Consider the following 14,852-nt stretch of genomic DNA (forward strand, 5'->3'; position numbering starts at 1 on the left):
TGTCCGGCTTTCGAGGACGTGATCGAGTACTGCGAGCGTCTGGTCAGCGAGATCCTGACCGTCGGCGAACCGGATGGCCTCATCCTCGAGGCGTGCGGCCCCATGGGCTTCGGGCACCAGAGCGTGCACGAGAAGACGGCCGGCGCCGACTGGACGTCCGTACACAGTGACCTGCTGACGCTCTGCTTCTGTACGGCCTGCGCTCCCCGTTACCCAGAGGGCACCAGAGAACACGTACGCGCGGCCATCGACGGCCCTCCCGCTAGGGCCGTAACCTCTCCCGCGACGAGCAGGAACGACCAGGCATCTCCGGCGCCGACCTCTTCCGCACCGTCTGCTTCCTCATCAGCATCTGCATCGCCGTCTGCCGCCGCGCAAGCAGCTGCGTCACGGACTTCTGCCTCATCAGCAGCCGCATCGCCAACTGCTGCCTCACCAGCGACTGCGTCGCCGGCTTCTGGCTCGCCATCATCTCCCGAGACCGTGGAAGCCGCCCTCGGTCCATTCGCCGACGATGTCCGAAACGTACGCGTAGAACTGTCGGCATCATTGCGCACTCGTCTCATCACCGTGGCCCGCGAGACAGCGCCGAACGTACCCATCACCCTGCACGCCAACCCCGACCCTTGGGCCGCCAGCTCGTTCGCCGCCCTCCCCACCGGCGAGCCCGGAGCGGAGGTGCTGGTGGGTAACTGCTGGGGCGACCCGGCCTCGGACGCCGCCCGCCTGGCCAGACTGGGCGAACTCTGCGGCCCCGGCCAGCGAGTGGGCGCATATGTCCTGGCTCTTCCTCCACGCCCCGCCGACGGCCAGGCACTCGCCGAGCAACTCAGAACGTACGCCAAGGCAGGCGCCACGGACTTCCACCTCTACCACGCCGGTCTCGCCTCCCCCCGCCGTCTGGCCGCCATGGCCGAAGCCCTACGCCTCATCCGCTGACCGCCCACCGCTCAGCTCGTCCTGCCGCAACCCTCTTGATCAAGTGAGTGGCCGCCACTCACTTGGTCAAGTCGCGTGGCCGCCGCCCCTTGGTCAAGTCGCGTGGCTGCCACCCTTGATCAAGCCGTGTCACTGCCACCCACTTGATCAAGCCACCTCGAATGCGCACCCCCGAACGGCCCCTGCCGTCCGCCCACTGCGCCCATCAACCACCTGGCCGTCTCCTCGGCCTGGTCGATCATCTGTTGCGGATATCCCAGCAGCACCTGGTGATCGGCGAACTCGTCCTCATCGTCCAGAATCAACCGCCCGTCACGCATCCTGATCACGTCGAGGTCGAGGTCGAGCATGGTCACCTCACCATCACGCCACTCGGGAACGGTAGTGACATCCACATACACCTCAGCCCGATGCGGCGGCGAGTTGAAGGACGCCGTCCACCACCCGTCCCGCGGGAACAACATGATGGCCGCGGTCTCCCACACAATCGGCTGCCCTTCCCCTTTACGAGCAACCGTCCCGCCCGGCACCGCGACCCACACGCCGTGCTCATCCTCGCCGAGCACCTTCGCGGAATGGTTCCAGTGCAACGCCCCGCCGTACTTCCGGAAGACAACCCTCACATCGGTCACTCCAGGGACGCTACCGGACCATCACTCAGATCCTGCGCTCCCCAAACCTCCGACCAACATCCCCCGACGCATCACGTTCCCTAACTCACCGACCAACATCCCGCTCTTTCCTCGCACCCCGACTACAGCCCCCACCCGCACCCCATTCCCTAGCCCACCAACCAACAGCCTTCACCGCACCGACCCCACCGGCCAACAGACCCCCGACCGCTCCGCATCCCAGCGCTCCATCCCCTCAACGACGGCCGAATTCTTCACGCGTCGGCGACATGCCGATCTCGCCCGCGTGCTCCCACCCACCAACGCTCCTGCCCTTCCTTAAAGGCTCCGATCACAGCTCACCACTTCACCCGCACTCCCAAACCCCCCAACCACAGCCTTCACCGCACCACAGCACAGCCCTCCATCCCCAACCTCACCCACACTCCCGAACCCCTAAGCAACAGCCTTCACCGGACCACACCCCAGCGCCCCTCCGCGACCTCACCCGGACTCCATAGCCCGCCGAGCAATACTCCCGAGCCTTCCGCCACAGCTCACCCAGCGATAGCCCCACCCCACGCACTCCCTAGCTCACCGACAACATCCAGCACCCGGCGAACCCTTCTGCGCCGTCCACTCATCGAGGCCCCAACAGCCCGATGCCACCTGTACTCCCTAGCCCGCCAACCAACACCCCCGGCCCCGTCGGCGCCCCTAACCCGCCGACCAACGAACCAACTCTCTGATCAACGAACCGCAGATACGAGCCCACTCTCGTACGCCACGATGACAAGCTGTGCCCGGTCCCGAGCATCGAGCTTGGCCAGGAGCCGCCCGATGTGGGTCTTGACCGTGGCGAGACTGAGATGAAGATGGGCGGCGATCTCGGTGTTGGAGAGACCCCGAGCGATCAGGATGAGAACCTCCCGCTCCCGCTCCGTAACGCCATGCAGCCCCTTGACCTGTAACGACGCAGGCGTGCGGGTGAACTCCTCGATCAGCCTGCGCGTCACCCTCGGAGCCAGCAACGCCTCACCAGCCGCGACCACGCGAATGGCGGCGACCAGATCGGCCGGCGGGGTGTCCTTGAGCAGGAACCCACTGGCTCCAGCACGGAGTGCGTCGTAAACGTAGGCGTCGAGGTCGAACATGGTCACGATCAGGACCCGAGCCACATCTCCTATCCGCCTAGTGGCCTCGATGCCATCCATTTCCGGCATGCGCACGTCCATGAGAACCACATCAGGCCGCTCCTCCAGAGCAACGGCCACCGCCTCGGCTCCCGTCGCGGCCTCACCTACAACGGTCAGATCGGGCTCCGAGTCGACCAATACCTTGAAGCTCCCCCTGAGCAGCGCCTGGTCATCGGCGACAAGAACACGGATCACGAAGTGCCCCCATAAGGCAACCGGGCTGACACCCGAAACCCTCGCCCAGGTAGACGCCCGGCCTCGAACACTCCGTCGTACATCATGACCCGCTCCCGCATTCCGATCAGTCCGTGTCCCGTTCCCTCCACCGGCAGTGTGCGACGGCCCGGACCGTCGTCAATCACCTCGATCCGCACCTCCATCACGTCGGCCACCACCGATATCCGGCACCGGGCCGGTGCCGCATGCTTCACCACGTTGGTGAGCGCCTCCTGGACGATCCGATAGACCGACAACTCCACACCCTCAGGCAGCCCAACCCCGAGCCGTGAGCCATCTCCTCCCTCGCGCATGCCTAGGCCGTCCTCGCCTCCGTCCCGGGCTCTCTGGCTGGCTCTGTCATGGACCCGTTGGCGTGCCCTGTCCTGGGCCTGTTGACTTGTCCCCTCTTGGGCCCGTTGAGCGGCCCCGTCCTGACTCCACTGGCCAGCCTCACCCAGGTCCCTCTGGTCGGTACCACCATGGACCCACTGGTCGGTGCCGTCCTGGGCCGTTTGACCGGTCACATCCTGGAAGCCCTGACCGGCCCCACCCCGGACCCTCTGGCCGGTACCGGCCCGGGCCGTTTGACCGGTCACATCCTGGAAGCCCAGACCGGCCCCACCCCGGACCCTCTGGCCGGTACCGGCCCGGGCCGTTTGACCGGTCACATCCTGGAAGCCCAGACCGGCCCCACCCCGGACCCTCTGGCCGGTACCGGCCCGGGCATCAGTCCGGCCACCAACCCACTCCTGGCCTCCCCCACCGTCCCTGGTCGCAACGTCGGCACCCTCCATAGGCGCACTGTCCCGGTTTGCACGATTGGTACTAGACCCAGCCGCGCGATTGCCCTTGTCGTCCTTGTGATCAGCCCGCGAATGCGGTGCGACATCATCTCCACGGTTCCGGCCTCCCCCGGCCGCCAACCGGAGGTCCAGCTCTACCTCCACGCCCGCCAATCTGGCCTGCTCGGCCAGCCGTGGGAGGCCGCTGAGGTCCGGTGCGGGGCCACGGTCAGGCGTCTCGTCTGAGCGGAGGACGCCGAGCAAGTGGCGCATCTCAACGAGCGCGCTCCGGCTGGCGGTCTCGATCACCCGCAACGCATCGTGTGCCTCCTCCGGTCTGGTGGCCATCACATGATTGGCCACGCCCGCCTTGACCGCGATCAATCCCACGCTGTGCGCAACGACATCGTGCAGCTCACGGGCGATGCGCAACCGCTCCTCCGCCACAGCCTGTCCAGCCAGGCGCTCGGCATCGCGCGCCGCATAGTGTCTTCGTTCTCGTACGGCTCGCCCGACCGTCCACGCGCCGCCCAGTGCGGCGATGCCGATGAGCGGCTGGTCGAGATTCGTCAGCCACGCGGGGCCCGCCGGCTGCGGCGCACCGCCGGCGACCACCATTCCGACCAGCGTGACCAGTGTGAGCACACCGATCGCCGAGGTCGGAACCCACGCACCCCGGGCATCGGCCAGGGCGACGACATAGAGCGCGTAGGCAGGCGAGATATAAGCGGATGAGACCCCTAACACCGCGGCGACCACGATGGAGACTGTCAGCACGAAGCAGAAGACGGGCAACGGCCACACTCTGCGCATCGCCAGCGGCAAACCCAGCCCCAGGATAAGAGTCAGCCTCGCCCACGGCGGCAGCGCCCACCCACTCGTCGCGGCCGTGAGGAACATGAGACAGAAGCCCAACCCTGCCAGCAGGTCCAGCCCGATCAGCTGGCGACGGCTCAAGCGAGCGGTGAAGAGGGAGGGGGATTCGTTCACGCGTTGACCGTAGTGGTTGAGGGTGGGCCTGCACGTCAGACTGGGGTCTGACCTTGAGGTTCGGACCGTGGTCCGATGTGGCGAACGCCCGCCGTACTTCATTCTTTACCGCGTGATCGAACTCAACCGCCTGACCAAACGCTACGGCGACACGCTCGCCGTCGACAATCTGTCCTTCAAGATAGAGCCCGGCCACGTGACCGGATTCCTGGGCCCCAACGGTGCCGGCAAATCCACCACGATGCGCCTGATCCTCGGCCTCGACTCCGCCACCTCGGGCCAGGCACTCATCAACGGGCGACGATACACCTCGCTGAGCAGGCCCATGCGTGAGGTGGGCGCGCTGCTGGACGCAAGCGCCGTACACGGCGGGCGCAGGGCCTACGACCATCTGTTGTGCCTGGCGCGCACCAATGACATCGGCCCGACGCGAGTGGCCGAGGTTCTCGAACAGGTGGGCCTGGCCGGGGTGGCACGCAAGAGGGTGGGCGGCTTCTCACTCGGCATGAAGCAGCGCCTCGGCATCGCGGCCGCCCTGCTCGGCGACCCGGGCACGCTGATGTTCGACGAACCGGTCAATGGACTCGATCCCGACGGGGTGCGCTGGATTCGCGACTTAATGCGCTCCTTGGCCAAGGAGGGCAGGACCATCCTGCTCTCCAGCCACCTGATGAGCGAGATGGCGCTGACGGCCGAGCGCATCATCATCCTCGGCCGAGGCAAGCTGATCATGGAAGCCACCGTGGCGGAGCTCACTGAGCGCTACCCGTCGCTCGAAGACGCCTACCTTGCCCTGACGGCGAGCAGCGTGGAATACGGAGCCGCACGATGAGGACAATCCTGTCTTCCGAATGGTTGAAGCTGCGCTCGGTCACCTCGACCTATCATGCGCTCGGAGTGGCTGCGCTCACGGTGCTCCTCGGCATGATCTGGACTTTCTACGTCAGCGGCTTGGCGGATGAACGCGGATCACTGCGAGCGGCGGCCCCTGAACAGGGCTTCCTGCCACTGATCCAAATCAGCCTGGCTGTCCTCGGCGTGCTGGCCATCACTGCGGAGCAGGCCAGCGGCATGATCCGCACAAGTCTCACAGTCGTTCCCAAGAGAGGGACCTTACTGCTGGCCAAGGCCGGGGTGGTCGCCGCCGTTACCTTCGTCGCCGCCAACTCGATCATTATCCTCACGTACGTGACGAGCCGCCTCATAGCGGGCGAGCGCCACTTGCAGTTCAACGAGTCTTCTCTGGCCAACGACCTGCCGATGCTGCTCGCCTCCGGGCTGTCGGTGACCGTGCTCGCATTGGTGGGCCTCGGCTTGGGCGTAGCCACTCGATCCACGGCGGCGGCGATCGTTTCGGTCGTGTCGCTACTGTTCGTCCTGCCCGGCATCGCCAATTACCTGCCAGCCCCGTGGAACACCCGCGTGGCCGCCCTCATGTTGCCCAACCTCGTGCCGCAGATCGCCGACCAGCGGCTTTCCAGGCGACTGGGCGACGGTTTCCTACCTCCCTGGGCCGCGCTCGTGGTGCTCGCCACCTACGCGATCATCGCACTCGCGGCGGGGTTCTACCTGTTCAAAAGGAGAGACGCGTGAGTGTGCTGGCATCGGAGTGGCTGAAGGTCCGCACCGTTCGCTCCAGCTATCTGATGCTGGGGCTGAGCTTGGGCGGCATTCTGCTGGGCGCTGCGGTCGCCTGGGCGGCGGTCGGGACGTACGACAACGCCACCCCTGCGCAGCAGGCTCATGCCGCCATCGCGGATCTGGAGGAAGTGGTGCTGATGGTGCCACAACTCTGCATGGGCGTCCTCGGCGTCCTCACGATCACGTCCGAATACACAACAGGACTGATCAGAACAAGCCTCGCCATAGTGCCGAGACGCTGGCCGGTCCTAGCGGGAAAGTCAGTGATTGTCGGTCTACTCGGTCTGGTCACCGGTCCGATGGTGGTGTTCGGGACATACGTCGCCGCCCGTTGGATGATTGGCGACCGCTTCGGCGGTTCCTACACGATTCCCTTCCTCGACAGACTGCCAACGCTTATTACGTCGAGCCTTACGGTGGCGGTATTCGCGCTGCTCGGGCTAGGACTGGGCGCCACCTTACGCTCCACGGCGGGAGCGATCACGATCCTCGTGGGTCTCGTGTACGTGATCCCAATAATCGTGGGCAATCTGCCCGAGCCCTGGAGCGAACGCCTCGGCTCGGTGATGATCGGTGCGCTCCCGCGCGAGATCGCCGGCGACGATCTCACGCACTCGGTGTACGGCTCGCTGCTTTCTCCTGTCGCCGCGGCCATGGTGCTGATCGCCTACGCCGTGCTGCCGTTGCTCGTCGGTACATGGCTAATGCGCCGGAAAGATGCCTAAGCCGCCGACACACTCAGCGTGGATGACGTCCCTCAGAGCGGCGTAGTTTCTCATCCACTCAGCCCTGTTCGCCCACGTAGGAAACGCACAAGGAGATCGTTGATCCACCGCTGAGCGGGACACCACCTCAGTGTGCAAAGGAGATCGTGATTCACCACTGGGCGAGACACCACCTAGTGTGCAAAGAGCGCGAAGTGTCGGCAGGACGAACCGTCTTGATGGTGCCGAGAGATGTCGGCGAGGGCACAGGTGTCGCCGGGAACCCCAGCAGTCGGCGCAAGTCAACTGGACCGCCGAGTGTCCGGGGCACTGCGAATCGGCAGAGGCCACGGGACCGCCGGATGTCCGATGCACCGAGAATCGGCGGAAGTCCGTGGGACCGCCGAGTGTCGGTGCAACCGGGATTCGGGACGCCGGATGTCAGCAGAGGCCGCAGAATCAGCGACACGAGAGGCTCCGATGCGACTCCCGGAGGTACGGCAGGCGCTCATGCCTGCCGTACCCATACGGAGGTCAGACCTCGAGCACCACGGGGATGATCATCGGACGCCGGCGGTAGGTGTCGCTCACCCAGCGCCCGACCGTGCGGCGGACCACCCGGCGGATCTCCTGCATGTCGACGACCCCGTCTGCGGCCTTCTCCTCGAGTGCCTTCTCGATCTGCGGAATGAACTCCTCGAACTGCGCCGGGTCGATGCCGGAGCCACGCGCGTGGATCTCCGGCCCACCGGTGAGCTTGCCGGTGCTGGAGTCGACCACCACGACGACGGAGATGAAGCCCTCGTCGCCGAGAATCCTGCGGTCCTTCAAGGAGGTGTCGGTGATCTCGCCGACGGATGAGCCATCGACGTAGACGTACCCGGCATGGACCGCACCGACGATCTTGGCTCTGCCGTCGACCAGGTCGACCACGACGCCGTCCTCCGCGATCACGATGTGATCGTCAGGCACGCCGGTGAGCGCGGCGAGCTTGGCGTGCGCGCGCAGGTGCCGCCATTCGCCGTGGACGGGCATGAAGTTCGACGGGCGGGTCAGGTTCAGCACGTAGAGCAGTTCGCCGGCGGCCGCATGTCCGGAGACGTGCACCTTGGCGTTGCCCTTGTGCACGACCCGGGCACCCCAGCGGGTGAGGCCGTTGATCACCTTGTTGACGGCGGTCTCGTTGCCCGGCACCAGCGACGACGCCAGCAAGACGGTGTCACCCTCGGCGATGCGAATCGGGTGATCCCGGTTGGCCATCCTCGACAGCGCCGCCATCGGCTCGCCCTGCGAACCCGTGCAGACGAGCACCACGTCTTCCGGCGGCCATTCCTCGATGTCGCGCGAGTCGACGATCAGCCCCGGCGGCACCTTGAGATAGCCGAGATCGCGGGCCACGCCCATGTTGCGCAGCATCGAGCGTCCGACCATGGCGACCTTGCGATTGTGTCTGGCCGCCGCATCCATGACCTGCTGGATGCGGTGTACGTGCGACGCGAAGCTGGCCACGATGACCCGCTGCTCCGAGGTACGGATCACCTCGTCGATGACCGGGCCGATCTCCCGTTCGCTGGTGACGAACCCGGGCACTTCAGCGTTGGTCGAGTCGGACATCAGCAGGTCGACGCCCTCGGTACCAAGACGGGCGAACCCACCGAGGTCGGTGAGGCGGCCGTCGCTCGGCAACTGGTCCATGCGGAAGTCGCCGGTATGCAGCACGATGCCGGCGGGTGTCCTGATGGCCACCGCCAGCGCGTCCGGGATCGAGTGGTTGACCGCCAAGAACTCGCAGTCGAACGGCCCGAACCTGTGCCGTTCGCCCTCGACCACCTCGATCTTGGTGGGCTGGATCCGATGCTCGGTGAGCTTGGCCTCGATGAAGGCCAGCGTCAGCTTGGATCCGATGAGCGGGATGTTGCGCCGCTCACGAAGCAGATATGGCACGGCCCCGATGTGGTCTTCGTGCGCGTGGGTCAGGACCACGGCCTCGACATCGTCGAGCCGGTCCCTGATGTATTCGAAGTCAGGCAGGATCAGGTCGATGCCCGGCTGGTCCGGCTCGGGGAAAAGCACCCCGCAGTCGACGATCAGCAATCGGCCGTCGTATTCGAAGACGGCCATGTTCCTGCCGATTTCACCCAGCCCGCCCAGCGCGACAATGCGCAGGCCGCCCTCCGGCAGCGCCGGCGGGGGGCCAAGCTCCGGATGTGGATGGCTCATAGCCGGCCCCCATGGTCAAATCGTGTTCTCAAAACTCCCGGTTCCTCCCCGTTCCTATGCGTCTGTCAACTTCACCCCGCCGGCTACCAGGCAAGCACGCAGCTCGGCGATCTGCTTCTCTGTCGCGGCCACCAACGGCAGCCGCACTGGTCCGACCGGCACTCCTACCATGCCCAGTGCCGCCTTGGCCATGATCGCGCCGCCAGCGCTCATCATGATCCCTTCGACCACGGGCGCCAGTTGGCGGTGCACCGCAAGTGCTTGAACGACGTCGCCGTTCCTGTACAAGTCGATCATGCGCGCCAGGTCGGCGCCGACCACATGGCCGACAACGCTGACGAACCCGGCCGCGCCAACCGAGAGCCAGGGCAGATTGAGCAGATCATCGCCCGAATAGAAGGCGAGATCGGTCATCGCCATGATCTGGCTGCCGAGGAACAGATCGCCCTTGGCGTCTTTCACGGCCACGATGCGTTCGTGCTGTGCGAGCCGGATCAGGGTTTCGATCTTGATCGGCACGCCGCTGCGCCCGGGGATGTCATAGAGCATCACCGGAAGGTCGGTTGCGTCGGCCACAGCGGCAAAGTGCTGATACAGGCCCTCTTGTGGGGGCTTGCTGTAGTACGGCGTCACTACGAGCAGCCCGTGAGCACCCGCGCGGGCCGCGGCCTTCGCGAGCAAGATGCTGTGGTGAGTGTCGTTGGTGCCCGCCCCGGCCACCACCGTTGCCCGATCACCCACCGTCTCGAGAACGGTGCGCAGAATGCGCTCCTTCTCCTCATCAGAGGTGGTGGGCGACTCGCCGGTCGTCCCGCTGACGATCAGGCCGTCGTTGCGCTGCTCGTCCACCAGATAGGTGGCCAGGCGCCGCACGGCGTCGTAATCGACCGCACCGTCAGGTGTGAACGGCGTGACCATGGCGGTCAACATACGGCCGAAGGGCGCGTCGGTGGTTCCAGTTGGCGAAGCCATAGTGCGAACGCTACCTGGATTCGCAAAAGCGGTGGACGCCGCCACCCCGCTTTGCCTGCCTGGGGCCGCGTATTGTCATGCCGTTCCCCGGCATCTCAGGGCATGTCCGGCCGCACTCGACACGTCCCTAGCGTGCCCCTCCCGGCCACCGAATGGCTCTCTGAGCCGGTTCGCGGGTCCGGCACCGGATCACCGACCCGCCGCTCACAGTGATCACTGGATTCCGTGCGGAGCCACGTGCCTGCCGTACGACCGCAGCTCGACATGCCGCACACAGACACCATGACCTCTGCCGACATGTCTTTACATATCCGGCAACCACCACCGACGAGGAGCACCGCCCGCGCGAGCGACTTCGCGCCGCGCATGGGAAGAGGCCGCCGATATGTGCTCGGGGGTACACACATCGACGACCTCTACCGAAGAATCGGTCACTCTTACATCGGCGTTACAGGGTTTCTTTGATAATTTTCTGCCGCCGCAAAGTTGGGGCTCCAAGTGACCTCGATGACGGTCGGTTACCTGTCGAATACGGCAACATAGGGCAACGCCTCACACGAACCCCCAGGGATGGACTAGTGGCCACCTCAGATCCGGTCTACCTGCGTGTCGTCGAAGACATTCGGCGACAGATCACCGACGGCACCCTTCCCCCCGGTGCACCCATTCCCTCACGGGCGCAACTGACCCGCAAGTACCAGGTCGGCGAAACCGCAGCCCGCCACGCCCTGCGCGTGCTGGCGAGCGAAGGTCTCATCATCGGCCGCGTGGGATCGGGTCATTACGTCAGAGAACGCCCAGACCTTTCCCCATTGCACCGATGGCGCTTCCTCGATCATCCTGCGCCGTTCGCCGCCGACCTGCAGTCCCAGGGTCGGCGTGTGACCTGGGACTGGCACAGCGAACCCGCCGAAGCCGGACCCGACATCGCCAGACGGCTGCGGCTCGACGAATCGACCACCCTGACGAGGACGCACTACGTCTTCCGCGGCGATGGCCGGCCGCTCCAGCTCGCCACCTCGTACGAGCCTCTGGAGTTCGCCGCCCACACGGAGGAGGAACGGCGCAGCTTGGTCGCCAGGGTGTACGCGCACGGGATAAAGATCACGGAGATCGTCGAAAGCGTGCACACCCGCGTACCCCGCCCCACGGAGAGCGACGCCCTCGATCTGCCGGCTGGCATCCACGTCCTGCACGTGGAACGCACCCATTGGGCAGGCGACCGCCCAGTGGAGACCAGCGACATCGTTATTCCGGGAGACCGCTTCCGGATCATGTACAGCATGCCTGTTTGACCGAATCTGAGAGCTCCGGGCCGATACCCGCCTCTTCGGCCTGGAGCTCAGCCGGATGACCACCGGGGCTCACCCTTCGTGGCGGCAGCGGCCGACCCGTCCACACAGCATCGACGGCTCACCACCGAGGGCCCGCGCTCCTGGCGCGCGGCGCGGCTGATCGCGCCCCCAAAGCGGTGGAATTCCGATGACCTCGCGAACAGCGAGGGCTTCGAGCGATGATCACCTGCTGCAGCTCGATGATCAGCTCCAGCACCGGCAACCCGATGACGCCCCACCGGTCGTGCGTCTGTGAGACGTTGGCCATCCCCGGAGTAGGCGATGAACCCCATAAGGCGATCATCGAGACCAACGGAACGTGATCTGGACGACGCCATAGATCTTCCACCCAGGGACGCAATTCCACGACGCGCTGGGACGTCCACCCGCTGGGACGTCCACCCGCTGGGACGTCCACCCGCTGGGACGTCCACGCGCTGGGACGTCATCCCGGACGGCGTTCCTCCTCGCCCGATCGGCCGCATACGGCCTGGTCAGCGGCGTTCCTCCTCCCCTGCTCGGCCCTATACGGCCTGGTCAGCGGCGTTCCTCCTCCCCTGCTCGGCTCTATACGGCCTGGTCGGCGGCGTGCTACTAGATCGAGGCTCAACCACTCACGGACCACCACCCGAACCGGCGAGCGCCTTTGTCCAGCGCCGCCACATGGGCTTCGGCTCGAAACAACATCAAGCTAAGTGGCCTCGCCTGGAAGTCTCTCGGGGGTTGACTTTCGGATGTGATGCACCGACCCACTGAGGACGGCTTACTACCATGAGTGGGCATGGAGCTTACGGAGCGATTCGAGTGGCATGGGAGGAAGATCGCCTGGGGACGCGCGGGTGCCGGTCCGGCTGTGGTGTTCTGTCATGGCACGCCGTTCTCGTCAGTGTTGTGGCAGCCGTTCGCGGAGGCCTTGAGCCGCAACTTCACCGTCTACTTGTGGGACATGCCCGGATATGGCCAGTCGTCCAAGCACGCCGATCATCCCGTGGATTTCGGCGCGCAGGCCGATGCGTTCGCGGCGCTGCTCGCGCACTGGGGGCTGGACCGGCCACATGTGATCGCCCACGACTTCGGCGGCGCCGTATCCCTGCGCACGCACCTGATCCTGGGCGTCGATTACGCCTCCCTCATGCTCGTCGACGTCGTGGCCATCCCGCCCAGCGGCTCGCCTTTCTTCAAGTTCGTACAAGATCATCCTGACGTCCTGCCGCGGCTACCGGCCTACATCCATACCGCCATCGTCCGCGCCTACGTTCAGGGCGCGAGCCACCGCGGCCTGCGCGACGACGACCTCGACGCCCTGGTGCAGCCGTGGACGGGAGAGGAAGGCCAGCCCGCCTTCTACCGGCAGATCGCCCACTATGACGAACGCTTCCTCGAAGAGAACGAGGAACAGCTGGGCCGCATCAGTATCCCCGTACGAATCCTGTGGGGCACCAGCGACGCGTGGATCCCCACCGATATCGCCCGACGACTGCACGGCCTGATCCCCACGGCCGAGCTTTCGCTGATCGACGCCGCCGGTCACCTGGTCCACCATGACGCGCCCGTCCCATTCATGGACGAAATCCGCGCCTGGCTCACCCTCCGCACGCGGGCGCGATCTGGCTTGTGAAAGGGCCGGCGTACAGGTCACGACCTGGCTTGTGACGGGGCTGGCGTACGCGGTCGCGATCACCCTCACGGACTGATCGCATCGCATCCGAAAGTCGACTCCCGAGAGACTCCAGGCGAGATCGCTAAGTCAGCCCGATCGAAGCTCGAAAGACGTTCCCCGCGACATTCCAGGCGATCCCTCCTGGCCAGGCCAAGGTTGTCAGTGCTCGTTGATACAACCGTTCTGGAGGTTGCGGATGCGAGTCAAAGACCTGCCCATACGTGAGCGGCCACGCGAGCGGCTGATGGCGAGCGGGGCCACGGCCCTGGCCGACCGGGAGCTGCTGGCCGTACTCCTCGGTTCCGGTTTTCGAGGGGCGAGCGCGATGGATCTGGCGGCCCAGGTGATCGCGCACTGCGGCGATCTCGACGGGCTGGCCCGATCCGAGCCGCACCGCCTGCTCGCCGTGCCTGGCGTCGGGCCCGCCAAGGCGGCGCGGGTGGCGGCGGCTTTCCATCTTGTACGGCGAGCGCAGACAGATCCTGAGCGGACCAAGATCAGCAGCACTTCCGACCTGGCGACAGTCGTCGCTCCGCTGCTCCGCGGCCATTCCCGGGAGCGGCTGGTCGTGATGGCGTGCGACGTTCGGGGGGCCGTGTTGCGGCGTATGGTGTTGACCGAGGGTGGCTCCGACCACACGACGGTGCCGATTCGGGACATCATCACTGCGGTGCTGACGGCTGGCGGGGCGGCATTCGGGGTCGCGCACAACCATCCGAGCGGCTCTCTCGATCCAAGCGAAGCGGACCTGCTGGCCACGGCGCGTCTCGCCGAGGCTGCTAAGACGGTCGGGCTGCAATTCCTCGATCATTTGATCATCACGGAAACGGCATGGCGTCGGGTGCCCTTCTGACCGCTGCGGAGGGTGGTTCGGGACCGGGCCACTCTCCGCGCACCCTGAGGGGCACCGTCCCTGGGCCGACCCCCGTACTACCGGATCTCAAACGCGACCCGACCACCGAACCCCCAGCCAAACAACCTGGGTCGTGGTGGATCAACGATCTCGTTGTGCCTTTCCTACGTGGGCGACAGCGCTGAACAGGTGAGAAACCACATCGCTCCGCGGGACGTCATCGACCACCGAGCCCCAGGCGCGCTCCAGCCCGCCGAACCCCGACCGTCCTCGGCCCTTCCCCAAGCACCAGATCGTCGAGGCCGACCCGAGGCGAGCCCCGTCACCGCTGAAGGCCTCTCTCGCTGTTATCAGGACCGTACGGCCGGATGGCGTCCCACTGAGTGGTGGATCCACGATCTCGCTGTATGGCTCCTACGAGGGATGAACGGGGGCCGAGTGGCCGAGAAACTACACCGCTCTGCGGGACGGCATCTCTGGCGGCCGCCCTCGTCTGCGCATTCGCTCGACGCGCTCTCGCGTCTTGCCGAGCCTTTATGCGGCGTTCTGAGCACCCCTAAGGGTGCTGATCCACCGCAAGCCCAGCGAAAGGCATGTTTGCGTTGATAGCTCTGAAGGCAAGGCTTCCCTCAGCAGAGCGTGAGACGCTACCTCTGCGAGCAGGTCGACTTGACGTGAGTCGGCCAACCGCTCGCACCAGCGTGGTCCCGTGCCTCCCGGAGGGCATGGGA

12 protein-coding genes are annotated in these 14,852 nt (G+C 65.8%); 7 read left to right on the forward strand and 5 right to left on the reverse strand.

What is annotated here, in order from left to right; genetic code table 11:
- Positions 1-549 precede the first annotated feature (549 nt).
- On the forward strand, positions 550-939 hold the full coding sequence (locus tag AB0B64_RS04035; RefSeq protein WP_358174466.1) for a hypothetical protein: 390 nt from the start codon (positions 550-552) through the stop codon (positions 937-939).
- Positions 940-1,058: 119 nt separating this feature from the next.
- Here the strand turns inward: AB0B64_RS04035 and AB0B64_RS04040 are convergent, their stop codons facing one another.
- The 3 genes from AB0B64_RS04040 to AB0B64_RS04050 all read right to left on the reverse strand — a co-directional run bounded on the left by AB0B64_RS04040 (position 1,059) and on the right by AB0B64_RS04050 (position 4,737).
- Positions 1,059-1,571 (reverse strand): DUF402 domain-containing protein, encoded by a 513-nt coding sequence (locus AB0B64_RS04040; protein ID WP_357946869.1) that lies wholly within the window; start codon positions 1,569-1,571, stop codon positions 1,059-1,061.
- Positions 1,572-2,299: 728 nt separating this feature from the next.
- A complete protein-coding gene (locus tag AB0B64_RS04045; RefSeq protein WP_357946867.1) occupies positions 2,300-2,941 on the reverse strand; it encodes a response regulator transcription factor in 642 nt (213 codons plus the stop codon).
- Positions 2,938-4,737, reverse strand: a complete 1,800-nt coding sequence (locus tag AB0B64_RS04050) for a histidine kinase (protein WP_358174469.1) — start codon at positions 4,735-4,737, stop codon at positions 2,938-2,940. The genes AB0B64_RS04045 and AB0B64_RS04050 overlap by 4 nt, the downstream gene beginning before the upstream one ends.
- Positions 4,738-4,849: 112 nt before the next feature.
- Here AB0B64_RS04050 and AB0B64_RS04055 point away from each other — a divergent pair, with 112 nt between their 5' ends.
- The 3 genes from AB0B64_RS04055 to AB0B64_RS04065 are packed head-to-tail and all read left to right on the forward strand — an operon-like array spanning position 4,850 to position 7,103.
- Complete coding sequence (locus AB0B64_RS04055; protein ID WP_358174471.1) at positions 4,850-5,569, forward strand: ATP-binding cassette domain-containing protein; 720 nt, start codon at positions 4,850-4,852, stop codon at positions 5,567-5,569.
- Positions 5,566-6,330, forward strand: coding sequence for an ABC transporter permease subunit (locus AB0B64_RS04060; protein WP_357946859.1), 765 nt, complete (start codon positions 5,566-5,568; stop codon positions 6,328-6,330). The genes AB0B64_RS04055 and AB0B64_RS04060 overlap by 4 nt, the downstream gene beginning before the upstream one ends.
- Complete coding sequence (locus tag AB0B64_RS04065) at positions 6,327-7,103, forward strand: ABC transporter permease subunit (protein ID WP_357946857.1); 777 nt, start codon at positions 6,327-6,329, stop codon at positions 7,101-7,103. The genes AB0B64_RS04060 and AB0B64_RS04065 overlap by 4 nt, the downstream gene beginning before the upstream one ends.
- A 513-nt stretch (positions 7,104-7,616) precedes the next feature.
- Here AB0B64_RS04065 and AB0B64_RS04070 read toward each other — a convergent pair.
- Together AB0B64_RS04070 and dapA are read right to left on the reverse strand one after the other, a co-directional pair.
- On the reverse strand, positions 7,617-9,302 hold the full coding sequence (locus tag AB0B64_RS04070) for a ribonuclease J (RefSeq protein WP_357946854.1): 1,686 nt from the start codon (positions 9,300-9,302) through the stop codon (positions 7,617-7,619).
- 54 nt (positions 9,303-9,356) lie between these two features.
- The gene (gene dapA / locus AB0B64_RS04075; protein ID WP_358174474.1) at positions 9,357-10,274 is read right to left on the reverse strand and encodes a 4-hydroxy-tetrahydrodipicolinate synthase; all 918 of its coding nucleotides are present in this window, start codon (positions 10,272-10,274) and stop codon (positions 9,357-9,359) included.
- Positions 10,275-10,852: 578 nt separating this feature from the next.
- Between dapA and AB0B64_RS04080 the strand changes: the two genes are divergently transcribed.
- From AB0B64_RS04080 to radC, 3 genes are all read left to right on the forward strand, one after another.
- Positions 10,853-11,569 (forward strand): GntR family transcriptional regulator, encoded by a 717-nt coding sequence (locus AB0B64_RS04080; RefSeq protein ID WP_358174477.1) that lies wholly within the window; start codon positions 10,853-10,855, stop codon positions 11,567-11,569.
- A gap of 820 nt (positions 11,570-12,389) precedes the next feature.
- On the forward strand, positions 12,390-13,226 hold the full coding sequence (locus AB0B64_RS04085) for an alpha/beta hydrolase (RefSeq protein ID WP_357946845.1): 837 nt from the start codon (positions 12,390-12,392) through the stop codon (positions 13,224-13,226).
- Positions 13,227-13,464: 238 nt separating this feature from the next.
- Positions 13,465-14,121 (forward strand): DNA repair protein RadC, encoded by a 657-nt coding sequence (gene radC, locus AB0B64_RS04090; RefSeq protein ID WP_357946842.1) that lies wholly within the window; start codon positions 13,465-13,467, stop codon positions 14,119-14,121.
- The last annotated feature ends 731 nt before the right edge of the window (positions 14,122-14,852 follow it).

The organism is Nonomuraea sp. NPDC049129, assembly GCF_040648495.1.
GTDB lineage: Bacteria > Actinomycetota > Actinomycetes > Streptosporangiales > Streptosporangiaceae > Nonomuraea.

Coding starts and splice junctions, on each gene's coding strand:
- AB0B64_RS04085 (WP_357946845.1), top strand. CDS start 12,390: ATGGAGCTTACGGAGCGATTCGAGTGGCATGGGAGGAAGATCGCCTGG.
- dapA (WP_358174474.1), bottom strand. CDS start 10,274: ATGGCTTCGCCAACTGGAACCACCGACGCGCCCTTCGGCCGTATGTTG.
- AB0B64_RS04060 (WP_357946859.1), top strand. CDS start 5,566: ATGAGGACAATCCTGTCTTCCGAATGGTTGAAGCTGCGCTCGGTCACC.
- AB0B64_RS04070 (WP_357946854.1), bottom strand. CDS start 9,302: ATGAGCCATCCACATCCGGAGCTTGGCCCCCCGCCGGCGCTGCCGGAG.
- radC (WP_357946842.1), top strand. CDS start 13,465: ATGCGAGTCAAAGACCTGCCCATACGTGAGCGGCCACGCGAGCGGCTG.